The sequence below is a fragment of the Sorangium sp. So ce281 genome (assembly GCF_051527395.1).
Classification (GTDB): Bacteria; Myxococcota_A; Polyangia; order Polyangiales; family Polyangiaceae; genus Sorangium; species Sorangium cellulosum_B.
In genome coordinates, this window is sequence record NZ_CP150322.1 from 11323640 (window position 1) to 11350425 (window position 26786).

Genomic DNA, 26786 nt, shown 5'->3' on the forward strand with positions numbered 1-26786 from the left:
TGCCTCGCGCAACAAACGCAGATCCCGCAGGAGCGCCTCCGGCGCGTGACACACCGGATCTCCGATTGTGCCAATTTGAGCCGTGGCGGAGAGGTGAGCTGCTCCGCTCCCAGGGCGCCATTCCCGGCGAGCCAGCTGTTCCGGGCCATCCCGGCGACATTTCAACGCGCGAACCAGCGGCCGGGCCGGCTCATCCCGCGATGCGCCGGCGCGCCGCCGTCACTCGACCTCGGGGTGCCAGCACGCCACGCGGTGGCCGCTGCCGGGGACGAGCTCCTCGAGCGGCGGGATCTCGACGTCGCATTTGCCCTCTTCGGACCTCCGGCAGCGAGGGTGGAACACGCAGCCGTCGGGCGGGTTGATCGCGCTCCCGGGTGCGCCCGGCAGCAGGCGGCGCGCCTTGCTCCCCCGCTCGATCGACGGCGTCGCGTCGAAGAGCGCGCGCGTGTACGGGTGGTGCCGCCGCCCGGCCACGCCCTGCGTGGGGCCGATCTCCACGATGCGGCCGAGGTACATCACCGCGATGCGGTGGCTCACGTGCTCGACGACGCGGAGGTCGTGCGAGATGAACAGCAGGCCGAGCGACAGCTCGTCCTGGAGCTCCTCCAGCAGGTTGACGATCTGGGCCTGCACCGAGAGGTCGAGCGCGCTCACGGGCTCGTCGCAGACGATGAAGTCCGGGCGCACGGCGAGGGCGCGGGCGATCGCGACCCGCTGCCGCTGCCCGCCCGAGAGCTCGTGGGGGAAGCGCTCCATCATGTCCGGCCGCAGGCCGACCTTCTGGAGCGCGCCCTCGACCATCGCGGTCTCCTCGTCGCGGCTCCTCGCGAGGTGGTGGATGACGATGCCCTCGCCGACGATCTCGCGCAGCGTCATGCGCGGGTTGAGCGAGCCGTAGGGGTCCTGGAAGACGATCTGCATCCGCCGGCGCATGGCCCTGAGCGCGCGGCTCGACAGGGCGCTCAGGTCGTGGCCGTCGAAGAGGACCCGGCCGACCGTGGGCTCGATGAGCCGGAGCACGAGGCGCCCGAGGGTGCTCTTGCCGGAGCCCGACTCGCCGACCAGGCCGAGCGCCTCGCCCCGGTGGACGTGGAAGGTCGCCTCGACGACGGCCTGCACGAACGTCGGCTTCGCGAAGGCGCCGCGCTGCACCGGGTAGAACTTCGAGAGCCCCTCCGCCTGGACGAGCGGCCGCTCGCCCGGCGCGCTCTCCGCGCCCTCCGGGGGCGCCGCGGCTGCAGGGCGCGGGGGCGGCGCGGCGGGCTCGTCGCGCTGCGTGGGCGGCGGGGATCCGCTGTCGCGCGTCACGAGGCGCCCTCGTTGCCCGCGCGCCCCGGGCCCGTGAGGAGGAAGCAGCGCGCCGCGTGGTGCCCCGCGCCGGGCGGGACGGCGACCAGGTCCGGCGCCTCGGCGCGGCAGCGGTCGAACACGGCGTCGCAGCGGTCCTGGAAGCGGCAGCCGCGCGGCGGATCGCGCAGATCGGGCAGCGCGCCCGGGATGGTCGGCAGGCGGAGCGAGCGCTCGCCGCGCACGCGGTGCGGGCGGAGCCCGCGCGCCGGGATGCTCCTGAGGAGCGCGCGCGTGTACGGGTGCGAGGGCGCCGCGAGCACGTCGCGCGCCGGCCCTTGCTCGACGACGACGCCGGCGTAGAGGACGACGATCTCGTCCGCGAGCTCGCCGACGACCGCGAGGTCGTGCGCGATGAGCAGGAGGCTCATCGACGTCTCTGCCTTGAGCCGCTCGAGGAGGTCGAGGATCTGCGCCTGCGTGGTCGTGTCGAGCGCGGTGGTGGGCTCGTCGGCGATGACCAGCGAGGGCTCCGGCGCGAGGGCCATGGCGATCATGACGCGCTGGCGCATCCCGCCGGACAGCTCGTGCGGGTAGCTGTTCGCGCGGACCTCGGGCTCGGGGAAGCCGACCTTGCGCAGGAGGTTCACGGCGTAGAGCCGGGCGTCGCCGCGGGACATGGGCCGGTGCAGCCGGATGGCCTCGGCGATCTGGGCGCTGACCGTGTACACCGGGTTCAGCGAGGTCATCGGCTCCTGGAAGATCATGCCGATCTTCCCGCCGCGCACGGCGCGCATCTCGCGCTCGCTCAGCGCGAGGAGGTCCTGGCCGTCGAGCTCGATCGAGCCGCCGTCGATGGACGCGTAGGGCGCGGGCAGGAGCCGCAGGATGCTGAGCGCGGTCACCGTCTTGCCGCAGCCCGACTCGCCGACGAGCGCCACGGTGCGCCCGCGCGGCACCGTGAACGAGACGCGGTCGAGGGCGCGCGTGACGCGGCCGTCGGCGGCGAACGAGACGCGGAGGTCGCTCACCCGGAGCAGCGTGGGCGGCGGGGCCTCGTCGGGCGAGAGGGGCGGCGCGGTGCGGGGCAGCGGGAGGGAGCGCCCGCTCGCCGTCGAGCGCTGGGTGACGGCGGGCTCGTCGTCGTCGAGCAGGCCGCGCGCGAGGGCGCCGTGAGGGACGGCGGAGGTGCTGGGGGCGGGGAGAGCGCCCGCGGTCGGCGTGGCGGGCGCGGGAAGAGCGCCCGCGCTCGAGGCGTCGGGTGTGGCCGGGGCGCTGGGCAGGGAAGGCGCGCTGGGCACGGCCGGCCTCCTGTCGCCGAGGTCGTGGCGGATCAGGGGAAGCGGGAGCGAGTTCCGCGCGCCGAGGTCGTCGTCCTCGTCGTCCTGGCCGTTGCTCACCGTACGTACACCTCGAGGCGGGGGCCGACGCCCTGGGAGATGCCCATCGAGTAGGCGGCCCCGACGGCGTCGCTCCCCGCCGCGAGGATGGCGATGCCGTGGTCGTCCTTGCGCCGCCTGGCCCAGTTGCGCACGAGCGAGGTGACGTCGATCCGCAGCGGCGTCGCCGGGCGGGGCCGCGCGATGGCGGCGGCCTCCGGGATCGACAGCCGCGGCTGCCGGCCCCACGTCGCCGTCTCCGAGCGCCACGGCTCGAGGACGCGCGCGACCTCCAGGGTGAGCGCGCGCTCGGCGGGGGGCGCCATCGGGGCCGGCTCCAGCACGACGAAGGCGCTCGCGATGTCGGCGCCGACGCCGAAGGTCGGCGAGAACCGGAGCAGCAGGACGACTTCACCGCCCCCGGCGCGCCCGAGCGCGACGGCGTCGGGGAGGCCCGGCGCTGCCGCGGCGTCGTCCTCGACGAGGACGGCGAGGTCCTCGGGCGGGAGCAGCACGCGGCGCGCGTCGAGGGGCGCGGGGAGGGCGCTCGCGGGCCGGCAGCGCCCGGCGACGCAGTACCCGGCGCCGCAGACGCCCGCGCCTGCGCACACGCCCGCGTCCCTCGCGGGGCCGCCGCCGCAGCCCAGGAGCGGCGGCGCCGCGACGAGCAGGGCCACGGGCGCGAGGGCGGCGAGCAGACGCACAGCGGGGGCGACCATAGCAGAGGGCGGCCCGGGTAGGGCGGCCCCGGTGGCGGGGCGGGGCGCGGCGTGCCGGGGGCGGTGGGGGCGCCGGTCGCCGGCGCGCGATCCCTGTTGTCGGGCCGCGGCCGCTCTGCTGGGATGCCGTGTCGTGCGCGTTCGAGCCGTTACCTTCCTGAGAGCGCTCGTGATCCTGGCCGCCGTGCCTGGGGCGCTCGCCGCCTGCGGAAAGAAGGCGCCGCTCGGGTCTCCGTGCCGCGCGGACGACGACTGCGCTTCAGGCCTCGCCTGCCACCGCGAGCAATGCCTGCACGAGGGGAGCGCCCGGCGCCTGCGCGACGAGGAGCAGCGCGCCTCGGGCGAGGGCGCTGCGCGGAAGGTCGGCGACCGCATCGAGGTCGAGTGGAAGGGCTCGTACAAGCCCGCCGTCATCACCGGCGTCGTCGCTCCCGGCTCCTATCGGGTCCACTTCGACGGTTACGACGCGCAGTGGGACGAGGTCGTGACCGAGGCGCGCATCAAGGGCGGCGCGCGCTCGGGCTCGGGGCAGCGGACCGCGGTGCCGGCGGCGAGCAGCACGCCGCGCTGAGCGGCGGAAGGCAGCGCTCGGAGCGCCTGGAGGTCGGCCGCGAGGGGTGGGAGCGGTAGGGGCGCGCGTCGCGTTGTAGAATAAACGTCTTGCCCACGTCGTTCGTCGACTACCTCTTTTTCATGCTGTCTCCATGACTACTTGCTGCCCGCGCGGAGGAAGTCCACGAACGCGCGAAGCGCGGCGGGCATGTGGCGGCGGCTCGGATAATAAAGAAAGGGGCCCGAGAAGCGCGACCACCAGCGCTCCAGGACCGGCTTCAGGGCGCCGCTCTCGAGGTGCGGGTGCAGCCAGTCCTCGAACCAGTAGATGAGGCCGGTGCCCGCGATCGCGGCGTCCACGAGGAGGTCCGTCGCGCTCCCGAGGCTGCCGACGAGCGGGCCGGTCGGGTCGACCTTCACGACCTCGCCGTCGCGCTCGAATTCCCACGGGCACAGCGCGCCGTTCGGGAAGCGGCCGCGCAGACACGCGTGATCGAGGAGCTTGCGCGGATGGGTCGGGCGCCCGTGCCGCTCGAGGTAGGCGCCCGACGCCGCGAGCGCCAGGCGCTGCTCGCGCTGGCCGATCGGGACCGCGATCATGTCTTTCTCGAGCGTCTCTTCGTAACGAATGCCTGCGTCGCAGCCCGCGGCGAGGATGTCGACGAGCGTGTCGTCCGCCGTCACCTCGACGCGGATATCGGGATATGCGGCGAGGAACGGCGGCAAGATCCGTGGGAGCACGAGCCGCGCGGCGACGACGGGGACGTTCAACCGGAGCGTGCCGGCTGGCTTTTCGCTCGAGCTCTTCACGACGTCGAGCGCCGCCGCGATCTCGGCGAGCGCAGGGCCGAGCCGCTCGAGGAGACGCGCGCCGGCCTCGGTCGGCGCGACGCTGCGGGTCGTCCGATGAAGCAGCCGAACGCCGAGCTCGCCCTCCAGCCGGCGCACCGCCTCGCTCGCGCTCGACGCGCTCGTGCGGCCCGTGCGGCTCGCCTCGCGGAAGCCGCCGGCGCGCGCCACCGCGGCGAAGACCCGGACGTCGTCGAGATCCACTGCCATTGTTCGCCTTTCCGTACGGGCCGTGCTGATTCTAGGCTCTTATCATACACCCCGTCGCCGCCTACCGTCGACAGCCATGACGAATCTAGCCAGGGTCGGGACGTTCAAGATGGGCAGTCGCACGGTGAAGCGCTTCGGGTACGGAGCCATGCAGCTCGCCGGGCCGGGCGTGTTCGGGCCGCCGAGAGACCGCGATGCCGCGCTCGCCGTGCTGCGCGAGGCGGTGAAGCGCGGCGTCGATCACATCGACACGAGCGACGTGTACGGGCCGCACGTCACGAACCAGATCATCCGCGAGGCGCTGCACCCGTATCCCACGGATCTGGTGATCGTCACGAAGGTCGGCGCAAGACGCGGCCCACAGGGCTCCTGGGAGCCGGCGTTCGCCGCCGAGGACATCGCGAGCGCGGTCCACGACAACCTCCGGAACCTCGGCGTCGACGCGCTCGACGTCGTGAACCTGCGCATCCTGTTCGACGCGCAGGGACCCGCGGAAGGCTCGATCGAGGCGCCGCTCTCCGCGCTCATGAAGCTGCAGCGCGAGGGCAAGGTCCGCCACATCGGTCTCAGCAACGTGACCGCGAAGCAGGTGGAAGAGGGGCGCGCGATGACCGAGATCGTGTGCGTGCAGAACCTGTACAACCTCGCGCACCGGCAGGACGACGCGCTGATCGACGGCCTCGCCGCGGCGGGCATCGCGTACGTGCCGTTCTTCCCGCTCGGTGGCTTCTCGCCGCTCCAGTCCTCGACGCTGTCCGACGTCGCGCGTCAGCTCGGCGCGACGCCGATGCAGGTCGCGCTCGCGTGGCTGCTGCGGCGCTCGCCGAATATCCTCCTCATTCCCGGGACGTCGAGCGTCGAGCACCTGCGCGAGAACCTCGCGGCGGCAGATCTCGAGCTGTCCGACGACGCGATGGAGGCGCTCGACCGTATCTAGATCACTCTCAAGGTCGCATTGTCCCGCTCTCCTCGGGTGGTAGAAGGGGGGCGCACAACAACGTCGATTGTGCAGACTCGAGCCCTGCGACGCCCCCTGGCGCTGCCTTGGCGATGAATGGCCAGGGGATCGGCGGCATCGAAGGCGCCATGCACACGAGATCCACCCAGATTGTCGCGGTGTCGTTCGTCGCTCTCCTCGGCTGCTCCGACGCAGGGGGCGGAAACCTCGGCGGAGGCGGAGCTGCTCCTGGAACGACGACCGGCGCGGAGGGCGGCTCCGGGGGCGGCCTTTCTCGATCTCGGTCACCCGAAAGGCATCAGCCGGCTCTTCGTCTCCGGAAGCCGCGTGCTGAGCTGGGATTACGATCGCTGGATGCTCTGGGATACCGACTCCAGCGCTGCGATCGCCGACGGACACGCGCCGGGCGGCCTCGACCCCGGCAGCCCGAACCTCGGGATCCCGCCGTTCGAGCTGCCGGGCGGCGTGGCCCTCCGCGGCAACATCGTGCTGATCCAGACGGACCCCGAGCACGCCTTCGAGCTGCGCAGCGCCATCGACGGCTCCGTCCTGGCCTCCGTGACCACCGAGTACGACCAGGCGGGGCTCGCGAGCGACGGCAGCTACGCCTGGACGCGCCGCGAGTCCACCAGCACGATCACGCTCTGGAGCACCGCGGGGGTCGAGCGCTGGTCCGCAGCGGTGAGCCACCACGGCGACGTCCACGCGGCGCCGGACGCGCTCCGGATCGCACCGCAGCCCCCTGTTCCCCTGCAAAATAGCATCGCCGTGCTCCCCGCTGACGGCTCGCCTCCCACGGTCACCCCCGAGCTCTCGGGCGAATTCCACTCCTGGTTCCAGGATGGCGAGCGATTTCTCACCACCGTCGGCACGACGGTGCGCGTGTACTCGAAGGCGGGGATCCAGGAGGGCATCGTCAACCTGCCGTCGACCAACCAACTCGCGGGGACGCGCGACTATTTCTGGATGGTCGCGGACAACAGAGCGGACTCTCCGCTCATGGTCTATCGCGTCGGAGGCGGAGCCGTCCCCGTCGCCGAGTACCCTGACCGAGCCGACTATCGCTACACGTTCGCGCCGACCGAGCGTGCGCTCGCCTTGCTCCACAAGCAAGCGTCGAGGCTCGACATCATCGATCTCGACGGCCCCGAGGTGACCCTGAGTGAACACGTGCCGCCGCTGGTCGCGAACGCCCGCGTCCACATCGACCAGGACCTGCGCCTGGCGGTCTCGAACGTGTACGGCGCGATCTCGTACAAGGGCACCCTCACCGACCCTGAGGGTTCGGGGCTGCTCGGCTGCGGCACGCTCCGCTCCGTCGCAGGCGCTCGCGAGGGGCACGTGGCGCTCGCGACGGGTTCGGGGAAGACGCTCGTCTATGATACGGCGGCGCTCGACGCCGGACCCTCGGCGGTCGTTCCGTTCCACAGCGACAAGGTGCTGCTCTCGGCGGACGGCGACCTGCTCGCGGCGCGCGCCGCCCTCGATTCGCTGGTCACGGACAAATCACTCCGTCTCTTCTCGCTGCCGGACGGCGCGCAGCTCGCCTCGCTCTTGCGCGAGGAGGTGATTCAAGACTTCTCGATGTCCTTCGACGGCAGCACGGTCGGCCGCACCTACCGCGTCGACTCGCACAAGACGGAGCGCGTCGTGAGCGACTGGGCGGGCAGCGCGCCGCTCTTCCAGGACACCGGGCACCGGCCGGCGCCGCTCGTCTCCCCCGACGGTCACCACGTCGTCGTCACGGACTCCGCCCCCTCGGAAGGCTGCGGGTTCACGCAGCTCTACGAGGATGGCGCGCTCGTCAACGTGGTGCCCGGCTGCGCGATCGGCTGGCTCGACGACACCCACGTTCTCGTCCAGTCATACACCCGCTTCGCCCAGAGCAGCCGCTGGACGTACCAGGCCTCCACGATCTACGACGAGCTCGGCAACCCGGTCGACGCGCCGCCGTTGCCGAGGATCCCTATCCGCACCGACTCCGAGGACGTGCGCGACAACTACGGGATCCAGCCGGTCTCGTCGACGGCGCTCTACTCGCGCTACGACGGCGTCCTCTACGACATCGAGACGGGGGCGGCGCTCGCGACCTTCCCGGGCTTGCTAAGCGCCGTCGCCGGCGCCTTCATGGTCCATCCGTGCGGTTACGGCGTGTGCGCAGAGAGCTACTGAGCCGGCGTGCGGCGCCCGGTTCAACCTCCGCCGGATTCCAGCAAGACGCGAACTCAACAATCGACATCGGCCCGTGCCCAGACTGGCTCCGTCACGTTCTTCCTAAGGCGAAGGGGCCGGCGACAACGGCGGGCCGCTTCCGGGGCGCCGCGCTGCATGGGCCGGCCGGCTCCCCTCCATCCACACGTTGCGAGCTGCAGGGCTGGACCATGCGAAAGAGTTATCTCATGGCGTCGATTTTCGTTGCGACCGCGCTCCTCGCGGCCGGCTGCAAAACGGGGACATGCGCGGATGCCGTCGAGCACGCCGAGGCCTGCGGGGTCGACGATCTCGAGCTCGAGGACGACCTCACCGGCTGCTCCGATCACGAGGCGTGTCGGGCGTCGTGCGTGCTCGACGCGCCCTGCGACGAGATCAAGGCGTCTTTCGCCGGCGGCACGGACCGCAACACGGAGGCCTGGCGCTGCTACGAGCAGTGCCCCATCTCCGATTGACGGCCATTCCATCGATCGATGACGGCCCGGGGTGGGGCGAAAAGGGGTGGGGCGAAAAGGTGGGCGCGTCGCCGCAGGCGACCGACCCGGGCGGCTGATGCCGGTCACCAGCCGGATTTCTCGTCCTCGCCCAGCACGCCGCCGATCAGGCCGGCCGCGCCGCCCACGGCCGCGCCGCCGGCGCCTCCGAGGAGGCCTCCGACGAGCGCCCCCTTGGCCGCGCCTCCGGCGAGCTCGTCCTCCGGGGAGGACTCCCTCGTTTCTCTCTTCGCCGCCGGGTCCGCCTGCTCCTGCTGGCTCGTCGCCGGTGTCGGCTGATTCTTCTGCTGCTTTTTCATGTTGATCTTCGAAGCAAGCCTCGTACCAGCGGCGACGGCTGGCCGCCGGAGCGGGGCGCTCTCCGTTCGGCCTGGTGGATCGCGCCTGAGGTCGCCGCCTCGACGGGCAGGCGCGCTTCAGCACATGACCATGTTGCCGCGGTCACTCCACAGCCTGCGGGCCAATCGCGCAATCGGGGCTTGTCATGTCCGAGCTGCTTTGGATTTCCTTCTCCCCGGCGCGGCGCTTGCTCCTGCCTCGTTCCCCAGGCGCTCGACGAGGAGCTCCACGAACGCCCGGACCTTGGCGGGCTGGTGGAGGTGGTGAGGGAAGACGACGAAGATCGATATCTCTTGCCCGACATGGCTCAAGAGCACAGGCTGGAGCCGACCGGCTGCCAGATCCGCTGCTACGGCGAAGTACGGCAGCATCGCGAGGCCGAGCCCGTCGACGAGCGCTTGCCTGAGCACGACGACATTGTCCACGACCAGATTGCCCCTGACCGGCACGGCGAGCGTCTCCGCGCCGGACTCGAAGACCCACTCGCTCGACTACCCCGAGAGACGGATGCAGTTGTGCCGGACGAGATCGCCGGGCACCTGCGGCGCGCCGTGGCGCGCGAGGTAGCCGGGCGAGGCATAGACCCCACGACGGTAAGACCCGATCTTGCGCGCGACACGCGCCTCATCGAGCTGCCGCGCAAAACGCACCACGACGTCGAAGCCCCCGCCGACGACATTCACGAGGCTGTCGGAGAGGGAGAGCTCGAGGCGGACCTGCGGGAAGCGCGCCGCGAAGTCGCCTAGCAAGGGAGCGATCTTCAGTATGCCGAACGAGATGGGCGCCGACACGCGCAAGAGCCCCTCGGGGACCCGGCTCACGCCATGCATCGCGGACGCGGCCTCGTCGGCGGCTGTGAGGATGCGCTCACAGCTCTCGTAGAGCCGCACGCCCTCCTCGGTGAGCGCGAGGCGCCGCGTCGAGCGGTGGAGCAGCCGTACGCCGAGCCGCTCCTCGAGCGCCGCGAGCCGCGCGCTGACGACCGACTTCGAGAGCCCGAGCGCGCTCGCCGCGCCCGTGAAGGACTTGCGCTCCACCACGCGCGCAAAGATCGCCATCGAGAGGAGATCGTCCAGGGAGGTGGTCAGCATTGTCCTGTGAGCAGAACAGTTTAACCGGCGGAGGACTCTACCGCAACGACGAAGGCCGCTTCATCTTCAGGCCATCGCCATCGCCATCGCCATCGACGGCGCGCGCGCGGCGCTACCGCCTGTCGCGGGCGCTGGCGAGACCTCGCGGCGCGAGGGCGGACGCTCGTTCGCTCGTTCGCTCGTTCGCGCGGGCACGACCTTTCACGGTCCTTCACGTCCCACCGAGGGGCGGCAGCCGCCCTGATAGTAAATGCATCTTACCGAAGGAGCTCTCATGAAATCGACCATGGCACTCTCCCGCTCGATCCTCCTGACGGCGCTGGGGCTCAGCGCATCTCTCGTCGCGTGCGGCGGAGACGACACCACGAGCAGCGGCAGCGGCGACAGCGTCTCGACGCCGGAGCTCAATGTCCACGCCGAGCTCGACGCAGCAAAGTTTCAGCTCCCCGAGGGGCTCTGGGTCACCGCCGACAGCAAGACGGCGTATATGGGCTATGCCCTGACCGGGGAGATCGTCGCCGTCTCGCTCGCTGACAACAAGGTGTCTGCCTTCGCCACCGTGCCGGCGCCGCCCGCGAACACGGGCTTCGTCACCGGCATCACCCAGTCTGCTGCCGGCGATCTCTACGTGGCCGCCGCGTCGCTCGACCCGGCGTCGTACGCGCCCGGCATCTACAAGATCCCGGCGGCGGGCGGTCCGGTGACCACGGCCTTCGCCGCCGACGCGGCCATGAACCTGCCCAATGGGCTCGTCTTCGACGAGGATGGCAACCTCTTCGTCACGGACTCGGCCCTGGGCGCGATCTTCAAGATAAGCCCCGACGGCAAGACGGTGACCAACTGGCTCACCGACCCTTTGCTGAAGGGGGACATCGCCGCGACGAACCCCTGCAAGACGGTCCTCGGCATCCCGTTTGGCGCCAACGGCCTCGCGCTCTCGCGCAGCGCCTTCTACGTGGCCAATACGGACAAGGCGGCGCTCATCAAGATCCCGATCAAGGCCGACGGGACACCGGACGTCGCGGTCGAGTTCTCCACCTCGGATCCGGCGACATGCCTGCCGCTCCAGGGCGCCGACGGCATCACCGTGGACGCCGACGGGAGCATCCTTGTCGCCGGCAACGGGGGCAACGCGCTCGTCCGGGTCGGGACAGACGGCAAAGCGGCCGTGCTCGCCAGGGGCGGCTTGCTCGATGGGCCTGCGAGCGTCGCGCTCGCGACGTTGGGCTCGGAAAAGCACGCCCTCCTCACCAACTTCGGGCTCATCACGCTGCTGTCGATGAAGACCCCGAAGGTGGGCCTGCTCTCCTACGGCCCGCTCCCGTGATCGTCGCGAGCCTGGGCCGAAGACGGCTCGCCAGGCGCCGTCCCCGCGGAGCTTGACCCGGGCGAACGTTCCACGGCCCCCTATGCGCAGGATCCATGCACCGAATTCGTGATCTCGAGGAGCGACCGCACGAGCGGGTCGTTATCGTCCATGGCGCGCCACACCGCGCGGCCAAGGATGACAACATCGAGGTCCCGAACCCGCTTGAACACCACCCCGGCAAGGAGCGTCGGCGCGGCGCTCTCGGGAAACAAGCTGAGACCTTCGCCGCTCGCCACGAGCATGAGGATCACATCGCTGCTGGCCTCCTCGTGGGCCAGCTCGAGCGGTTGACCGTGCGCTCGGAAGGCGGCGATGATGTCGTCCTGGAGGCGCGGGCCCTCCTTGCGCGGAGGCCAGAGGAAGCGCTCCTGCTTCAGGTCCGCGACCCTCAGCGTGCGCCGTGCAGCGAGGCGATGGCTCTTCGACATCACGACGCCGACGCGCTCGCGATACAGCACGCGGAAGCGGTAGAGCGGGTTGTCGTCCGGCGAATGATAGCCGTACCCGACCGAGATCTTGCCATCGCGCAGCGCGGCGACCTGCTCCTCGCTCGGCAGCGGCCGAAGGCGCACCTCGACCCGCGGATGACGCGCGCGGAACGCCTGCACGATCCCCGGCAGAAGGAGGGTGTCCGCCAGGGCGCCGTCGAATCCGACCACGACCCTCCCGATACGGCCTCGCGCCGTCGCGCGGGCGTCCTCGACCGCGAGCGCGGCGCGAGCCAGGGTCGCGCGCGCACCTTCGAGGAAGCTCCGGCCGGCGGCGGACAGCTTCACCCCGCGTCCCGAGGGCACGAAGAGCTCGACGCCGATCTCCGCTTCGAGCTGAGCGATTTGCCGGCTCAAGGGCGACTGCGAGACGTGAAGCTGCTCGGCCGCCCTCCCGAAGTGCTCCGCTTCCGCGACGGCGATGAAGTACCGCAGGTGACGCAGCTCCATGTTTCAGATCTATCAGGTCTGAAACCGTTGCGATCAATGTCATGGTGGTCTCGAACGCGACGGTGCAGGCTGTTCGACATGAGGCGACACGAGAGAGGCCCGGCGGCTCACCCCGAGGCGAACCCGATGATGCAACGTCGCCCCGCCGGCGCGGCGCTCGTCGCCGGGGCGGTGATCTTCTTCCTCGCCGAGCTCATCGCCGCCGCGGCATGGACGGACCCTCCCTACAGCTACACGCATCACTACATCAGCAACCTGGGGGTCCGTGGCCCCCTCGAGGCTCTTGGCCAGTTCATGAACTCGCCGCTCGCGTGGGTCATGAACACCGGGTTCTTCCTCTTCGGGATCCTGTTCTTCATCGGTGTCGCCGCGCTCGAGGGTCTGCGAAGCTGGCGCCGCTGGGCAGCGCTCATCCTGGGAGCGCTCGTGGCGCTTGGCGGCGTCTTGCTGGCGCTCAACCCCGGCTCCGGAGAGCCGCCCGACGGCGCGGTCGACTATCACGGCCTGGGCGCCTTCGCGTCCATCGTCGGAGGCAACGTGCTCGCGATCTTTCTTGGACGCCAGCGCCGACAGATCGGAGTCACTCCGAGGGCCGGGAGGGCCATGGTCGTCCTCGGCGTGTTCGGGCTCGCCTCGATGGTGGCCTTCCTCGCGGTCGCCAGCTCGGGGGCCAACGTCCTCATCGGCCTCGTCGAGCGCTGCGCCGTCTATCCCATCCTGGTCGGCTTCCTCTGTGCGGGGACGTCGATCTGGAATCGCAGGACCGCTCATGCAGCTTCGCGACCTCTTCCTTCGAGCGCGGCGAACGCGCGGGCAGCGGCGCCGCGCAGGGCGAGCTCTACCTGACCGACGTCGTCGCGCAGGCCGCGAACGCCGCGACCCCTCCCACCTTTTGGCTGAAACCGGCGCGGTCGGCAAGTACACTCGCGCGCCATGCCTGTGGTCGCCCTGCTCCTCTTGCCGTTTCTCGGAAGCGTACTCACCGCGGTCCTGCCGACGCGGGCACGGTCCGAGCTTGCGGCTTGCGCAGGGCTCGTGTCGGCCGGCGCGGCGGCCTGGGTCATCAGCCTGTTCCCGCGGGTGCGTGACGGGGGCGTGATTCGCGAGACGATCTCGTGGGTGCCTTCGCTCGGTCTCGATCTGGTCCTTCGGATCGACGGGTTCGCGTGGATGTTCGCCGTGCTCATCACCGTCATCGGCGCTCTCGTCTGTCTGTACGCGCGCTACTACATGTCCCCCGAGGATCCGGTGGCGCGCCTGTACGCGCTCTTCCTCGCGTTCATGGGCGCGATGCTGGGCGTCGTGGTCTCGGGCAACCTCGTTCAGCTCGTCGCCTTCTGGGAGCTCACGAGCCTCGTTTCGTTCCTGCTCATCGGCTACTGGCATCACCGGGTGGACGCGCAGCGGGGCGCGCGCATGGCGCTCATCGTGACCGGCGCGGGCGGGCTCGCGCTCCTCGGAGGCATGATCATCCTCGGCCACATCGTCGGCAGCTACGAGCTCGATGTGGTCCTCGCCTCGGGCGGCCGCGTGCGGGCACACCCGCTTTACCCGGTCGCGCTCGTCCTCATCTTGCTTGGCGCGCTCACCAAGAGCGCCCAATTCCCGTTTCACTTCTGGCTGCCGCGGGCGATGGCCGCGCCGACGCCGGTGTCCGCTTACCTGCACTCGGCGACCATGGTGAAGGCGGGCGTATTCCTGCTCGCGCGGCTCTGGCCGGCGCTGTCGGGGACCGAGCTGTGGTTCTGGATCGTCAGCGGCGCGGGCATGACGACGCTCCTGCTCGGCGCGTACATCGCGATGTTCCAGAACGATCTGAAGCGCGTGCTCGCCTACTCGACCGTCAGCCACCTCGGCCTCATCACGCTCCTCTTCGGGCTCAACAGCGCGCTCGCCGCCGTCGCCGGCGTGTTCCACATCATGAACCACGCGACGTTCAAGGCCTCGCTGTTCATGGCCGCGGGCGTCGTCGACCACGAGACCGGGACGCGCGACATCCGTCGCTTGAACGGCCTGATTCGTTCCATGCCCCGCACCGGCGCGCTGGCGCTCGTGGCGAGCGGCGCGATGGCCGGCGTGCCGCTGCTCAACGGCTTTTTGTCGAAGGAGATGTTCTTCGCCGAGACGATGTTCTTGTCCGCGCACCCCTCGGTGGAAGTGGGGCTCCCGGTGCTGGCGACGCTCGCGGCGATCTTCGCGGTCGTGTACTCGCTGCGCTTTGGCTACGACATCTTCTTCGGCCCGCCGTCGACCGATCTTCCCCGCCAGCCCGAGGAAGCCCCGCGGTGGATGCGGACACCGATCGAGCTCCTGGTGCTCAGCTGCCTCATCGTCGGTATCGCGCCGACGCTCTCCATCGGGGCGTCGCTCGCGGCGGCTGCCCGCCCCGTCGTCGGCGGGACGCTCCCGGACTACAGCCTCGCCATCTGGCACGGCTTCAACCCGCCTTTCGTCATGAGCCTCGTCGCCATCTCGGGCGGCGTCGCTGGGTACCTCTGGCTGCGCAAGCATCAGGAGCAGGGGCGGCTCCAGGATACGCCCTTCGTCGAGCGGCTCAACGGAAGGCGGCTGTTCGAGGGCGCGCTGTTCGGGCTCACGCGCCTCTCGCGGAGGGCGCTCCGGCTCGTCGGAACTCGACGACTTCAGACGCAGATGTTCACGATCATCGCGGTTGCGCTCCTCCTCGCGCTCCTCGCGGCGCAGGGCGTCCCGCTGGAGTGGGGCGACCGGGACAGGCTCCCCGCGTCGCCTGCGTTCGTGATCTTGTGGGGCATCGGCGCGGTCTGCGCGGTCGGCGCTGCCGTGATGGCGAAGTTCCACAGGCTGATCGCGATCACCTTGATGGGCGGCGCAGGCCTCGTCACCTGCCTGACGTTCATGTGGTTCTCGGCGCCCGACCTCGCCCTCACGCAGATCGTCGTGGAGGTCGTCACCACCATCCTGTTCCTGCTCGGGCTGCGCTGGTTGCCGATGCGCATCGAAGGAATTTCGAGGCCTGTCACGGCCCGCGACAGGGCGCGACGCGCGCGCGATCTGCTGCTCGCGATCGGCGCCGGCAGCGGTCTCGCCGCGCTCTCCTATGCCATGCTGACCCGGCCGGCGCCGCACAGCATCTCACCGTTCTTCCTCAGCCGCGCGCTGCCGGAGGGAGGCGGCGCCAACGTCGTCAACGTCATGCTCGTCGACTTTCGTGCCTTCGACACGCTCGGCGAGATCACGGTCCTCGGCGCGGTCGCGCTCACGGTCTACGCCCTCCTGCGCCGCTTTCGGCCGCCGCCGGAGAGCATCGAGCAGCCCCAGCAACAGAGAGCTTTGCCGGCCGATATCGTCACCGACCTCATGAAGCCGCGCACGGCCGAGGACGCCGAGCGCGGATACATGATGGTGCCGGCGGTCATCGCGCGCGCGCTCCTGCCGGTCTCCGTCCTCGTCGCGGCGCACTTCCTTCTTCGGGGGCACAACGAGCCAGGCGGCGGCTTCGTGGCCGGCCTCGTCGTCGCGATCGCGATGCTCATGCAGTACATGGTCTCGGGGGCGCTCTGGCTGGAAGCGCGCGCGCGCCTCCGTCCGGCGCGCTGGATCGCCGCTGGACTGCTGCTCGGGGCGACCACGGGCCTCGGCGCGCTCGCCGTCGGCTATCCCTTCCTCACGACGCACACGGCGCATGTCAGGCTGCCGCTGGTCGGCGAGGTACACCTGCCGAGCGCCACCTTCTTCGACCTCGGCGTGTTCGCGGTCGTCGTGGGAGCGACGCTCCTCACCCTCACGGCGCTCGCTCACCAGTCGCTGCGCGCGCACCGGCGATCAACGCAGAGTCCAGCGTCGTTGACGAGCAAGGGCACGAGCTAGATGGAAGCCCTGCTCGCGCTCGTCATCGGTGTGCTCGGCGGAGCCGGGGTCTGGCTCGTGCTGCGTCCGCGAACCTTCCAGGTGATCATGGGGCTCACGTTGCTCTCGTACGCGGTGAACCTCTTCATCTTCAGCATGGGGAGCATCTTCATCGACAAGCCGCCGATCGTGCGACCTGGAGCGCCCGCCGATCTTCAGCACTACACGGATCCGATGCCGCAGTCCCTCGTGCTCACGGCCATCGTGATCGGCTTCGCGACCACGGCGCTCTTCCTCGTCGTGCTCCTCGCTTCGCGCGGCCTCAGCGGCACCGACCACGTGGATGGAACGAGGGAGGAGCCATGATCGAGCGCTTCCCGCACCTCATCGTCGCGCCCGTCGTGCTGCCGCTGATGACGGCGGCCCTGCTGCTGCTGCTCGGTGAGAAGCGCAAGCGCGCCAAGTCGATCGTCAACATCAGCGCGGCCTTGGCTGGCCTCCTCGTGGCGCTGGAGATCCTGCGCGGCGCCGACGCCGGCGGTTCGTCCGGCGCGGCTGGTGTGTATCTCATGTCGAACTGGGAGGCGCCCTTCGGGATCGTGCTCGTCGCGGACCGGCTCTCGGCGCTCATGCTGGTGCTGGTCGGCGTGGTGAGCCTCTGCGCTGCCCTGTACGCCGAGGCCGCGTGGGGTCGCGCGGGCGCGTACTTCCATGCGCTCTTCCAGATTCAACTGATGGGGCTCAACGGCGCCTTTCTCACGGGGGACCTCTTCAACCTCTTCGTGTTCTTCGAGGTGATGCTCGCGGCGTCGTATGGCCTGCATCTTCATGGGTCGGGGTGGCCGCGGGTGCGCTCGGGGCTCCACTACATCGCGGTGAACCTGCTCGCGTCGTCGCTCTTCCTCGTCGGCCTCGCGGTGCTCTACGGCGTCATGGGCACGCTCTCCATGGCCGACATCGCCGAGAAGCTCGCGCTCGTCCCGGCGCGCGATCGCGGGCTCTTGCACGCAGGCGCGGCGGTCCTCGCCGTGGCGTTCCTCATCAAGGCGGCGATTTGGCCCCTCAACTCCTGGCTGGTGCCGGCCTACACGGCCACGAGCGCGCCTGTCGCGGCGCTCTTCGCGCTGATGACCAAGGTGGGCATCTACGCGCTCGTGCGCTCGTGGACGCTGTTCTTCTCCGCGGGCGCTTCAGCGCAGTTCGGGGCGACAGTCCTGCTCTACGCAGGGCTCGCGACCATCGCCTTCGGCGCGATCGGCCTCATGGCGTCCACGTCCCTCGGGCGCATCGCGGGCTTCTCGGTGATCGTGTCGTCGGGGACGCTCCTCGCGGCGCTCGGGACGGGGACCCCCGCGGTGACATCGGCGGCGCTGTTCTACATGCTGAGCGCCACGCTGGCGGTGAGCGCCCTCTTTCTCCTCGTCGAGCTGGTGGAGCGCATCGGCTCCGACGGACAGCGGCGGGTGCCGGACCTCGACGTGGAGCCCGGCGAGGACACCAACCTCGATGAAGAGCAGGCGCCGCTGGTCGGCCAGGCGTTTCCGGTGTCCATCGCGTTGCTCGGCCTGGCGTTCATGGTCTGCGCGCTGCTCGTCGCAGGGCTGCCGCCGCTCTCGGGCTTCATCGCGAAGATCTCGTTGCTGACCGCCCTCCTGTCGCCCCGAGGAGACGGCCACGCGAGCACCAGCGCCCCCGTCTCGTCCGCCGCGTGGATCCTCTTCGGGCTGCTGCTCCTCTCGGGGCTCGCTGCCACCATCTCCCTCGCGAGGGCGGGCATTCGACACTTCTGGCTGACGGGCGGGCGGCTTCCGCCCCGCTTGAAGGTCGTCGAGGCCGCCTCCGTCCTCGGCCTCCTTCTCTGCTGCATCTTGCTCACGCTGTACGCTGAGCCGGTCCTGCGCACCACGAGCGCGACAGCCGCGGGACTGCACTCGCCGCAGGCGTACATCGAGGCCGTCTTGTCGGCGAGGCCTCGCCCGGGGCCGACGCGTTCGGTGATCGAAGAGGAGGGGGCGCCGTGACCTTCCTCAAGAAGATCGTGCCCGCGCCGCTGTTGTCCGCCGCTCTGTTCGCGCTGTGGTTGGCGCTCGCGCGCTCCACGAGCGCGGGCCAGATCGTCCTCGGGCTAGGGCTCGCGCTGGCAGTGCCGCTCGTTACCTCGACCCTGCGACTGACGAATGTCCGGGCGCGGCGACCGCTGGTCGTCGTGCGCTTCATCCTGAGGGTCGGCTACGACGTTTTGATTTCGAATTTCGAGGTCGCCTGGGGCGTGGTCACATGGCAATGGCGGCGACCGCGGTCGAGGTTCGTGATCGTGCCCCTCGAGCTGCGTGACCCCGTCGGGCTGGCCGCGTTATCCATGGTGACGACCGTGGTTCCGGGCACCGTGTGGTCGGAGCTCGCGCTCGATCGCCGCGCGCTCTTGCTGCACGTGTGGAATGTCGGTGATGAAGGCGCCTTCATCGCCCGCTTCAAGGCTCGCTACGAGGAGCCTCTCAGGGAGATCTTCGAATGAGCGCACTTCTGTCTGGCGCAATTGCCTTCGCGCTCGGCTGCTACGCCGTCGCGTCGGTCCTGGTGGTCATCCGGTTGATCCGCGGGCCGCGGGCACAGGATCGCGTGTTCGCGCTCGACTTGCTCTACTTCCACGCGATGCTGGTCATGCTGGTGCTCGGTATTCGTCACCGGAGCGACACGTACTTCGACGCCGCGTTGCTGATCGCGCTCTTCAGCTTCGTGAGCTCGTCCGCGATGGCGAAGTTCATCCTGCGCGGGGAGGTGATTGAATGAACCAGCTTCCCCTCTGGGGCGAGGCGGCGGTCGCTGCGCTGCTCGTGCTGAGCGGCCTGTTCGTGGTCATCTCCGCGTTCGGGTTCCTGCGCCTGCCAGACTTCTTCCTGCGCATGCACCCCCCTGCGCTGGCGTACACCTTCGGCAGCTGGTGCGTGACGCTGGCAGGCATCCTCCACTCCTCGATGATCGAGTCCCGGCCCGTGCTGTACCCGTGGCTCATCATCGTCATGCTCTCCATCACGGTCCCCGTGACCACGCTGCTCCTGGCACGTGTGGCGCTGTTCCGCCGCCGCGCCGCGGGAGCAGCCGACGCTCCGCCTCCGCTCACTCCACACCGCGACTCCTGAGGGCGGTTCGAGGCCGGGGAGCGGCTCATGCGCGAACGTAGGCCAGGGTCACCAGATACGTCGAGTCTGATGCTCATCCAATGAATCGGCAGCGGGCGGACGGCCGCGGTGGGGCCCAGAACGAACGGCAGGATGCAGCCTCATTCGGGCGCCTCGGCGCGTGGCCGAGCAGGCACGATCAGCACGTCGCTGGCGACCTCACGCAGCACGTCTCCGGCGACCGTTCCGAGGAAGGCGTGAGCGACCCCGGAATGGCCGTGGGTGCCGAGCACCAGGAGGTCGCTGTCTGCCTTCTTGACCGCCTTCTCGATCACGCGCCGCGCGGAGCCGCATCGAACATGCATCTTCCAGGGCGGCCCCTCTGCTGGCCGCACCTTCGCCTGCGCAAGCGAGGTGGCGAGCAGCTTCACGAGCTGCTGTGTCGCTGCTTGCTCGAGCTCGCTGCTCCATGACTCTGCGTCCTCCTCCGAGAGGCTGCGATAGATGGATCCGCGATAAGGAGTGTCGAACGCATGGATCACCATGACACGCGGCCGCGGGGTCGGAATCAACCGGAGCATCAGCGCGAGCACATCTGTGGATCCTGGCTCGAGATCGAGGGCGACCGCGGGCCGGCTGTACGCCGCGCGAGGGGCCAGCCGAACCGCCAGGACCGGGAGCTGCCCGCGGCGGATGACACGCTCCGCGGTCGAGCCGAGGAAGGTGTCCCGGAGCGCGCGGCTGCCGCCGCGGCCCATGACGATGAGCTCGGCGCTCGTCGAGGTCGCGCAGCCTGCGATCTCCGCGGCCGCGCTGCCGACCTTCACCACCGGTTCGACGTCGACGCCCTGGGGCAGCGTCTTTGCGAGATGCCGCGCCTCGTTCACGAGTGATTTTCTGGCGTCCCGCTCGGCGCGGTCCTGGGCCCTGGCGGGGAGGTTGCCGGGAACGACGTGAAGCAGCGTGACGCGAGCTCCATCGGCCAGAGGCAGGAGTGCAACTCGGCCGAGGACGCGGTCCGAAATGGCCGTCAGATCGACAGGGACGAGCAGCGAATGGAAGCGCTCGCCCTCGTCCAGCTCGGGCTGCCCTTCGCCTGCCCCCGGCTTCTTCAGACTCTCGGTCACTGTGTGGCCTCCTCTCTATGAAGCAGGTCTCTTCTCGGAGAACGCCCTCCACCGTGCCTGGAGCAGCCGATCTAGGCGCGACGACCGCCTCGGGAGAACGCGGCCAGGCCCCTGGCGAGCGCCCTCGTCACGAGCGCCGCGGCGAGGCCAAGGATCCCGAGATCCGCGAGACCTTGGTTCCGTAGCGCGACCGCCCCGACGATGCAATCGCCCGCGAGCAGGACCACGAGCGAAAGGCCGAGGTGAAAGCGGCGCGCGTCGTCGTGCGGCCACCCGGGCGCGGGCTCGGCTCTGGCGCCTCCGAACGCCCGGATCCCGGCGGCGATCCCCAGGAGAAACACCGCATATCCGGCGCCGAGCAGCGCCTCCGGCGCGACGCTCACGGGAGCTCGCCCTGCCCCGCGCCCGAGGGGGCTGCCCTCCCGGCGCTGTCCGGCGGCGCCTCGATCTCGGTGAAGAGGGTGTCGCGGGCTTCCGGCCCCGCGAGCTGCGGAACGCGGTGGCGGACGCCGCGGTAGGCGAGGAGCAGGAGCGGCAGGGTGCCGCCGACGATGAAGAGCACATCGCCCGGCAGGCGCATCCACTCCACGAGGCGGTTCGTGGGGCTCGTCAGGTACTGGAGCTCTCGAGCCTCGAAATACCCGTAACTCACCGCGTGGTGGAGCTGCAGGAGCCCGAGCGGGAACAGCGTGGCAAAGACCATCCACGCGAGCCCGACGTTCAGCGACCAGAAGCTGATCTTGGCCGCCCTGTCGGACCACTGCGCGGCGGGCATCAGGTAGCGCAGCGCGAAGAGCGCGAGCCCGGCGGCCAGCATGCCATAGACGCCCATCATCGAGGCGTGCCCGTGGTTGGCGGTCAGCGCGGTGCCGATCTCGTAATAGGACACGATCGGCAAGTTGATCAGGAACCCGAAGATCCCGGCCCCCAGGAAGTTCCAGAACCCCACGGCCACCAGGAACATGATCGCCCAGCGATGCGGGAAGGGCTTCGTCGACTGTCCTCCTTGCGCGATGCCCAGGCGGAGGAAGGTCCACGCCTCCACCGTGAGGAAGGTCAACGGGATCACCTCCGCGGCCGAGAAGAAGGCGCCGAGCGCCATGTGCTCCACGGGCGTGCCGGAGAAGTACAGATGGTGCATGGTGCCGATCACCCCGCCCGCCGAATAGAGGATGACCTCCAGGTAGATGAGCCGCAGCGCGATCGCCTCGGCCACCACCCCGAGCAGGACGAAGAGATAGGCCACCATGAGCGTGGTGAACAGCTCGAGGAAGTCCTCCACCCAGAGGTGCACCACCCAGAAGCGCCAGAAGTCGGTGCTCGTGAAGTTCGCGCGCGGGTGCGCGAGGAGGCCTACGGCGTAGAACGCCGGGATGGCCAGCGCGGCGAAGAAGAAGAGCCAGGGCATGTTGCCCCGGTGCTCGACGGCGAGCCGACCCCGGAGCACGCGGAAGAGCAGCGCCACCCAGGCGAACAGGCCGAGCGTCAGGAGCACCTGCCAGAAGCGGCCCAGATCGAGGTACTCGAACCCTTCGAGCGCGAACCAGATGCTGTCCGAGGCGCCGTGGATGGCGAGGAGCTCGCCGAGGAGGCTGCCCGCGACGACGATGACGAGCGCCCCGAGCAGGCCATAGGCGAGCCAGCTCTGGCCTCTCGGCTCGCGCCCGCTGATCATGGGCGCGATGAAGATGCCCGCGCCGAGATAGGAGACCGTGACCCAGAAGATGGCGAGCTGCAGGTGCCACGTGCGCACCAGGTTGAAGGGGAAGGCCTCGGCCAGGTTGAACCCGAAGAAGTTGGACAGCTCGGCGCGATAATGCTGCGTGGCGCCTCCGAGGACGGACTGGAGGGTGAACAGCAGCGCCATGACCAGGAAGAACCACGCCGTCGCGCGCTGGGCTGGGGTCAGGGCGACCTCGCCCGGCTGGCGGAAGCTGAGCCGGTGCCCTTCCCGCCCGTGCCAACCGAGGAAGCGCCATCGCCCGAAGGCCGCGAAGAGCAAGCCGGTCCCGCCGAGGAGCGCGATGAGCGAGAGCACGCTCCATACCACCAGCTCGCCCGTGGGCTGGTTCCGGACGAGCGGCTCTGGAGGCCAGTTGTTGGTGTACGAGTAGGCCTCTCCGGGGCGCTCCGTCGAGGCGGTCCAGGCCGTCCAGGCGAAGAACGAGGTGAGCTGCGAGAGCTCGCGAGCGTCGGAGAAGAGGCCGGAGCGCAGGCCGTGCTCGCCGCTGGGCTGGGCGAAGAAGCGGCGATAGTGATCCTTCAGCAGCTCGAAGGCCTCTGCCTGGGCGTCGGTGAAGACCAGCGTCCCTGTCGCGGGATCATAGCGGTTCTGACGAAAATCGCCGGCGGTGCGCGCGAGCGCCTCCGCCGAGTCCACGCCGCCGTGGCGAGAGGCGGCGTGGGAGGCGGCCCGGCGGAGGTAATCGGCGGTGAAATCCGGGCCGAGGTAGGCGCCGTGGCCGAAGACGGATCCGTATTCCATGAGCCCGTTGCGCAGGAACAGCTCCTGACCCGTGAGCACGTCGTCGCCCGTGAACAGAACGCGCCCCGCAGGGTCGACCACCCGGGCGGGGATAGGTGGCTGTGCCGCGTAGGTGCGGTAGGCGAGCAGGCCGAGCACGAAGAACCCAAACAGGAAAACGAGGGCCGTCGCCTGGACCCAGCCGCGCGAGATGAGGAGGTTTCGCCGTTCGGAGGTGCGCGTCATGGGAATGCCGGGAGCAAGCCGAGGAGGGCCTACCCGTTCTCCGAGATGACGACCGAGGAGGCTGCGTTGCGCGGCGTGCGTGCCGGGTGCGATGACCTGGACGAGGATGCGGGGGTCTTTCCGCGGATTCCTCCTGGCCGCTGACGGCGAGCTCGTCCTGGCGGTCGGGCGGCGTTCGGCGTCGGGACACGACGAGAAGCGCGCTCGAAGCGCGTCTATCGGATATTCCAGCCCATCATGTGACCTCCCGCCCTCTGGCCGGCGCGGGAACACCGTCCTCCTCAGCGACCTGCCTCGCACCCGCCTCGCACCCGCCTCGCACCCGCCTCGCACCCGCCTCGCACGACGCTCGCGCCCCGGCGCGAGCCCCGCGAACCCGCGTGCCCCTGTCGGCTGGGGTACGGTATGCTTGTCGCACCATGAAGTACTCTCCCTGCCTGCTCCTCTCGGCGTTTCTCGCTGGCGCCTGTGGAGGTGGCGAGGCACACCCATCGGGTCCGACCATGACCGCAAGCTCCTCTCTGCTCCCCACCGCGGCCAGCGCCGCGCCCGCCCCCGAAGACCCGAGCCGCCCCGCGTACCCGCCCACCCGCGTCGCCCCGGTGACGAACGCCGTGCATGGGGTGGAGATCACCGACCCGTACCGCTGGCTCGAGGACGGCGACGCGCCCGAGGTGAAGGCGTGGATGAAGGCTCAGGACGCGTTCACGCGCGTCGAGCTCGCCCGGCTCCCCGAGCGGGACGCGATCGCGTCAAGGCTGAAGCAGCTATTCTACATCGATGCGGTCTCCGCGCCGCGCCACCGCCGGGGCCGGTACTTCCTGAGCCGGCGGCACGCGACGAAGGAGAAGTCGGTCGTCTACTGGAAGGAGGGAAAGAGCGGCGACGAGCGCGTGCTGTTCGACCCGAATACCTGGTCCGAGGACGGCAGCGTCTCGCTGGGCGGATGGGAGGTGTCGTGGGACGGCAAGAACGTCGCCTACAAGATCCAGCAGAACAACTCGGATGAAGCGACCCTCTATGTGATGGATGTCGCGTCCGGCAAGCGCTCCGAGGTGGACGTCATCGAAGGGGCCAAGTACGCGGTTGCGTCGTGGACGCCCTCCGGCGACGGCTTCTACTACGTCTGGCTCCCCACGGACCCGTCCATCCCGGTCGCCGAGCGGCCGGGTTACGCCGAGGTGCGCTTCCACCGGCTCGGCCAGGATCCGAAGCAGGATCGCGTGGTGCGCGGCAGGACGGGTGATCCAAGGACCTTCCTTCACGCGTCCCTCTCCAAGGATGGCCGCTTCCTGGTGCTCACCGTCGCTCACGGATGGACCTCGGCCGACGTCTACTTTCGCGATCTCCGCAGGCCGGGCGGCCAGGCCGCGGACAAGCCGCTCGCGGTCGGGCGCGACGCCCACTACAACGTCGAGGTCTACAAGGACCGGCTCTATGTCCACACCGACGAGGGCGCGCCGCATTACCGCGTCTTCGAGGTCGATCCGGACAGGCCGGATCGCGCCGCATGGAAGGAGATCGTCCCGGAGCGCCCCGACGCCACGCTGGACAGCTTGTCCATCGTGGGTGGGCACCTCGCGCTGAGCTATCTCAAGGACGCTTCGAGCCGCGTCGAGGTGCGCGCGCTCGACGGCAAGCTGGTCCGCGAGGTCCCGCTGCCGGGCATCGGCACCGTCGGCGGCCCTTCCGGGCTGCCCGACGAGGACGAGGCGTATTTCTCGTTCGAGTCCTACACATCGCCTCACGAGATCCACGCGACCTCGATCAGGACGGGTCGGACCGAGCTCTACGCGCGCATCGAGGTGCCCGTCGACCCGTCGCCCTTCAGCGTGGAACAGGCCTTCTTCCCCTCCAAGGACGGCACGAAGATCTCGATGTTCATCGTCCGCCGCAAGGACATGAAGAAGGACGGGAGCTCCCGCGCGCTGCTCTACGGCTACGGCGGGTTCCAGATGTCGCAGACCCCCGCGTTCACCTCCTCGATGTACCCCTGGCTCGAGCGGGGCGGCGTGTACGCGGTGGCGAACCTGCGCGGCGGCGGCGAGTACGGAGAGGCGTGGCACCGGGACGGGATGCTGCTCAAGAAGCAGAACGTGTTCGACGACTTCATCGCCGCCGCGGAGCACCTGGTCGGCGAGGGGTACACGCGGCCCGAGCGGCTCGCCATCCTGGGCGGCTCGAACGGCGGCCTGCTCGTCGGCGCCGCGCTCACGCAGCGGCCCGACCTGTTCGGGGCCGTCCTCTGCGGCGTCCCGCTGCTCGACATGGTGCGATACCACCTGTTCGGCTCCGGCAAGACGTGGATCAGCGAGTATGGCTCCGCCGACGATCCGGAGCAGTTCAAGGCGCTCTACGCCTACTCCCCTTATCACCACGTCCAGTCGGGGAAGCGGTATCCGCCGGTCCTCCTGCTGTCGGCCGACAGCGACGACCGGGTCGACCCCATGCACGCGCGCAAGTTCGCCGCCGCGCTGCAGTCCGCGAGCGCGGGCGGCCCCGTCCTGCTCCGCATCGAGCGGAACGCCGGGCACGGCGGCGCGGATCTCATCAAGTCGGCGGTCGCGAAGGGCGCCGACCAGATCTCGTTCGCGCTGTGGGCCACGAGCGCGCAGGCGCCGGCGATCAAGCGGTGAGGCGGCCCGCGGCGCGCCACGAGCGGCGCGCGTGAGGCGCGGGACGCGCGCCGCGGGCGGGGCGACGGACAGGCTTGCGGCTCCGCGCCGCGACGGCTAACAACGCGCCGCTGTGCGAACGCTTCACCCCGTAGCCGGGGCTTCCCGCCGCGGGCCTCTGATCTCGCGCCCCCTCGCGGCCGCCGTCTCGGCGCTCGCGGAGGGCCCGCGCGCGCCGCTCGCGGACCTCGCCGATCCTGCGGCGGTGCTGGCCGGGCTCATGGACCTGCACGGGAGCGTCTCGCTCGCGCGCGAGCTCTCGCTCCTCGACCGCCACCCCGCGCCGCCGCCGGCGTCCGAGGGCGCTCGCGCCGAGGTCCGGGCGCTCGCCGCCGATCGCCTCGGCGAGCTCGCGGAGGCGCTCGACCAGGTGTTCGCCGCCCCGTTCCACCGGCGGAACAAGCTCCCCGACGCGGCGGCGGTGCACGCGACGCTGGAGCAGACCGGGGTGTTGCCTGCCCGCGCGGCCCGCGACCGCGGGGGGCGCCCGCTCGCGTCCGCGGCAGGGCAGCTCTGGGAGCCGTTCGGAGAGCTCATGGGCCGCGCCCTCGGCCGCATCCGGCTCGAGACGCGCGCGCTGCGCGAGGAGCTCGCGCCTTCGCTGCGGGCGCTCGGCCCGGAGGCGGCGCGGCTCGAGCGGCTCGACGCCGCGATCTCCGCCGCCACCCAGAAGCGGCGCGAGCGCGCGCTCGCCGAGCTCGTCCCCGGGCTCTCGCGCGCCTTCGCGCGGGCCTTCCGCGCGGCCGTGGGCGCGCTGCCGGAGGGGGCCGGGCTCGAGGACGTCGCGGGCTGGTTCGGGCAGGAGCAGTGGCTCCTGCGGGAGCTCCAGCGCATGGAACTGGTGGTCCAGGCGGTGCTCGCGCACGAGGCGGGCCGGCTGCTCTCGCTGGTCGACGGGGCGGCGGCGGGCGCGCCCGCGTAGCTCGCGGGG

General features: G+C 70.3%; 24 protein-coding genes and 1 pseudogene. 14 read left to right on the forward strand and 11 right to left on the reverse strand.

Translation table 11 applies throughout. From position 1 onward, the window contains the following. Positions 1–219 precede the first annotated feature (219 nt). Genes WMF27_RS43420 through WMF27_RS43430 form a run of 3 tightly spaced genes read right to left on the reverse strand, consistent with a single transcriptional unit; the run spans position 220 to position 3385 of the window. The gene (locus WMF27_RS43420) at positions 220–1308 is read right to left on the reverse strand and encodes an ABC transporter ATP-binding protein (RefSeq protein ID WP_437762996.1); all 1089 of its coding nucleotides are present in this window, start codon (positions 1306–1308) and stop codon (positions 220–222) included. Further along, complete coding sequence (locus WMF27_RS43425; protein ID WP_437762995.1) at positions 1305–2687, reverse strand: oligopeptide/dipeptide ABC transporter ATP-binding protein; 1383 nt, start codon at positions 2685–2687, stop codon at positions 1305–1307. The genes WMF27_RS43420 and WMF27_RS43425 overlap by 4 nt, the downstream gene beginning before the upstream one ends. Beyond that, positions 2684–3385, reverse strand: coding sequence for a DNRLRE domain-containing protein (locus WMF27_RS43430; protein WP_437762994.1), 702 nt, complete (start codon positions 3383–3385; stop codon positions 2684–2686). The genes WMF27_RS43425 and WMF27_RS43430 overlap by 4 nt, the downstream gene beginning before the upstream one ends. A 133-nt stretch (positions 3386–3518) precedes the next feature. Here WMF27_RS43430 and WMF27_RS43435 point away from each other — a divergent pair, with 133 nt between their 5' ends. Then, positions 3519–3956: a hypothetical protein gene (locus WMF27_RS43435; protein WP_437762993.1), complete on the forward strand. Its 438-nt coding sequence runs from the start codon at positions 3519–3521 to the stop codon at positions 3954–3956. Positions 3957–4093: 137 nt separating this feature from the next. Here the strand turns inward: WMF27_RS43435 and WMF27_RS43440 are convergent, their stop codons facing one another. Next, on the reverse strand, positions 4094–4996 hold the full coding sequence (locus WMF27_RS43440) for a LysR substrate-binding domain-containing protein (RefSeq protein WP_437762992.1): 903 nt from the start codon (positions 4994–4996) through the stop codon (positions 4094–4096). A 76-nt stretch (positions 4997–5072) separates the two neighbouring features. Between WMF27_RS43440 and WMF27_RS43445 the strand changes: the two genes are divergently transcribed. The 3 genes from WMF27_RS43445 (at position 5073) to WMF27_RS43455 (ending at position 8620) form a co-directional block, all read left to right on the forward strand. Continuing rightward, complete coding sequence (locus tag WMF27_RS43445) at positions 5073–5933, forward strand: aldo/keto reductase family oxidoreductase (protein ID WP_437762991.1); 861 nt, start codon at positions 5073–5075, stop codon at positions 5931–5933. 375 nt (positions 5934–6308) lie between these two features. Beyond that, positions 6309–8126: a hypothetical protein gene (locus WMF27_RS43450; RefSeq protein WP_437762990.1), complete on the forward strand. Its 1818-nt coding sequence runs from the start codon at positions 6309–6311 to the stop codon at positions 8124–8126. A 209-nt stretch (positions 8127–8335) separates the two neighbouring features. Further along, positions 8336–8620: a hypothetical protein gene (locus tag WMF27_RS43455; protein ID WP_437762989.1), complete on the forward strand. Its 285-nt coding sequence runs from the start codon at positions 8336–8338 to the stop codon at positions 8618–8620. A gap of 104 nt (positions 8621–8724) precedes the next feature. On the opposite strand, the gene WMF27_RS43460 is transcribed toward WMF27_RS43455, so the two are convergent. The 3 genes and pseudogenes from WMF27_RS43460 to WMF27_RS43470 form a co-directional block, all read right to left on the reverse strand. After that, positions 8725–8958 (reverse strand): hypothetical protein, encoded by a 234-nt coding sequence (locus tag WMF27_RS43460; RefSeq protein WP_437762988.1) that lies wholly within the window; start codon positions 8956–8958, stop codon positions 8725–8727. A gap of 183 nt (positions 8959–9141) precedes the next feature. After that, positions 9142–9468 (reverse strand): annotated as a pseudogene (locus WMF27_RS43465) (LysR substrate-binding domain-containing protein); the annotation flags it as partial. A 21-nt stretch (positions 9469–9489) separates the two neighbouring features. Then, positions 9490–10089 carry a LysR family transcriptional regulator gene (locus WMF27_RS43470; protein ID WP_437762987.1) on the reverse strand — a complete coding sequence of 200 codons (600 nt, stop codon included), beginning with the start codon at positions 10087–10089 and terminating at the stop codon, positions 9490–9492. A gap of 274 nt (positions 10090–10363) precedes the next feature. Here WMF27_RS43470 and WMF27_RS43475 point away from each other — a divergent pair, with 274 nt between their 5' ends. Then, entirely contained in the window at positions 10364–11416 is a 1053-nt protein-coding gene (locus WMF27_RS43475) for an SMP-30/gluconolactonase/LRE family protein (RefSeq protein WP_437762986.1), read from the forward strand. An 80-nt stretch (positions 11417–11496) separates the two neighbouring features. Here the strand turns inward: WMF27_RS43475 and WMF27_RS43480 are convergent, their stop codons facing one another. Further along, positions 11497–12396, reverse strand: coding sequence for a LysR family transcriptional regulator (locus tag WMF27_RS43480; RefSeq protein ID WP_437762985.1), 900 nt, complete (start codon positions 12394–12396; stop codon positions 11497–11499). A 126-nt stretch (positions 12397–12522) separates the two neighbouring features. Here WMF27_RS43480 and WMF27_RS43485 point away from each other — a divergent pair, with 126 nt between their 5' ends. The 7 genes from WMF27_RS43485 to WMF27_RS43515 all read left to right on the forward strand — a co-directional run bounded on the left by WMF27_RS43485 (position 12523) and on the right by WMF27_RS43515 (position 19364). Beyond that, complete coding sequence (locus tag WMF27_RS43485) at positions 12523–13242, forward strand: DUF998 domain-containing protein (protein ID WP_437762984.1); 720 nt, start codon at positions 12523–12525, stop codon at positions 13240–13242. Between the two features lie 87 nt (positions 13243–13329). After that, on the forward strand, positions 13330–16245 hold the full coding sequence (locus WMF27_RS43490) for a monovalent cation/H+ antiporter subunit A (RefSeq protein ID WP_437762983.1): 2916 nt from the start codon (positions 13330–13332) through the stop codon (positions 16243–16245). Further along, positions 16246–16590 (forward strand): Na+/H+ antiporter subunit C, encoded by a 345-nt coding sequence (locus tag WMF27_RS43495; RefSeq protein ID WP_012241187.1) that lies wholly within the window; start codon positions 16246–16248, stop codon positions 16588–16590. Continuing rightward, complete coding sequence (locus WMF27_RS43500; protein WP_437762982.1) at positions 16587–18245, forward strand: monovalent cation/H+ antiporter subunit D; 1659 nt, start codon at positions 16587–16589, stop codon at positions 18243–18245. Before WMF27_RS43495 ends, WMF27_RS43500 begins: the two co-directional genes overlap by 4 nt. Next, positions 18242–18739: a Na+/H+ antiporter subunit E gene (locus WMF27_RS43505; RefSeq protein WP_437762981.1), complete on the forward strand. Its 498-nt coding sequence runs from the start codon at positions 18242–18244 to the stop codon at positions 18737–18739. The genes WMF27_RS43500 and WMF27_RS43505 overlap by 4 nt, the downstream gene beginning before the upstream one ends. Next, positions 18736–19014 (forward strand): K+/H+ antiporter subunit F, encoded by a 279-nt coding sequence (locus WMF27_RS43510; RefSeq protein ID WP_012241190.1) that lies wholly within the window; start codon positions 18736–18738, stop codon positions 19012–19014. The genes WMF27_RS43505 and WMF27_RS43510 overlap by 4 nt, the downstream gene beginning before the upstream one ends. Further along, complete coding sequence (locus WMF27_RS43515) at positions 19011–19364, forward strand: Na+/H+ antiporter subunit G (protein WP_437762980.1); 354 nt, start codon at positions 19011–19013, stop codon at positions 19362–19364. Before WMF27_RS43510 ends, WMF27_RS43515 begins: the two co-directional genes overlap by 4 nt. 140 nt (positions 19365–19504) lie before the next feature. On the opposite strand, the gene WMF27_RS43520 is transcribed toward WMF27_RS43515, so the two are convergent. From WMF27_RS43520 to WMF27_RS43530, 3 genes are all read right to left on the reverse strand, one after another. Beyond that, positions 19505–20470, reverse strand: coding sequence for a universal stress protein (locus tag WMF27_RS43520; RefSeq protein WP_437762979.1), 966 nt, complete (start codon positions 20468–20470; stop codon positions 19505–19507). A 71-nt stretch (positions 20471–20541) separates the two neighbouring features. After that, positions 20542–20853, reverse strand: coding sequence for a hypothetical protein (locus tag WMF27_RS43525; RefSeq protein ID WP_437762978.1), 312 nt, complete (start codon positions 20851–20853; stop codon positions 20542–20544). Next, on the reverse strand, positions 20850–23180 hold the full coding sequence (locus WMF27_RS43530) for a nitric-oxide reductase large subunit (protein WP_437762977.1): 2331 nt from the start codon (positions 23178–23180) through the stop codon (positions 20850–20852). Before WMF27_RS43530 ends, WMF27_RS43525 begins: the two co-directional genes overlap by 4 nt. A 503-nt stretch (positions 23181–23683) precedes the next feature. Between WMF27_RS43530 and WMF27_RS43535 the strand changes: the two genes are divergently transcribed. Both WMF27_RS43535 and WMF27_RS43540 read left to right on the forward strand, forming a co-directional pair. Beyond that, positions 23684–25816, forward strand: a complete 2133-nt coding sequence (locus WMF27_RS43535; protein ID WP_437762976.1) for a prolyl oligopeptidase family serine peptidase — start codon at positions 23684–23686, stop codon at positions 25814–25816. A gap of 112 nt (positions 25817–25928) precedes the next feature. Beyond that, positions 25929–26777, forward strand: coding sequence for a hypothetical protein (locus WMF27_RS43540; RefSeq protein WP_437762975.1), 849 nt, complete (start codon positions 25929–25931; stop codon positions 26775–26777). Positions 26778–26786 lie beyond the last annotated feature (9 nt).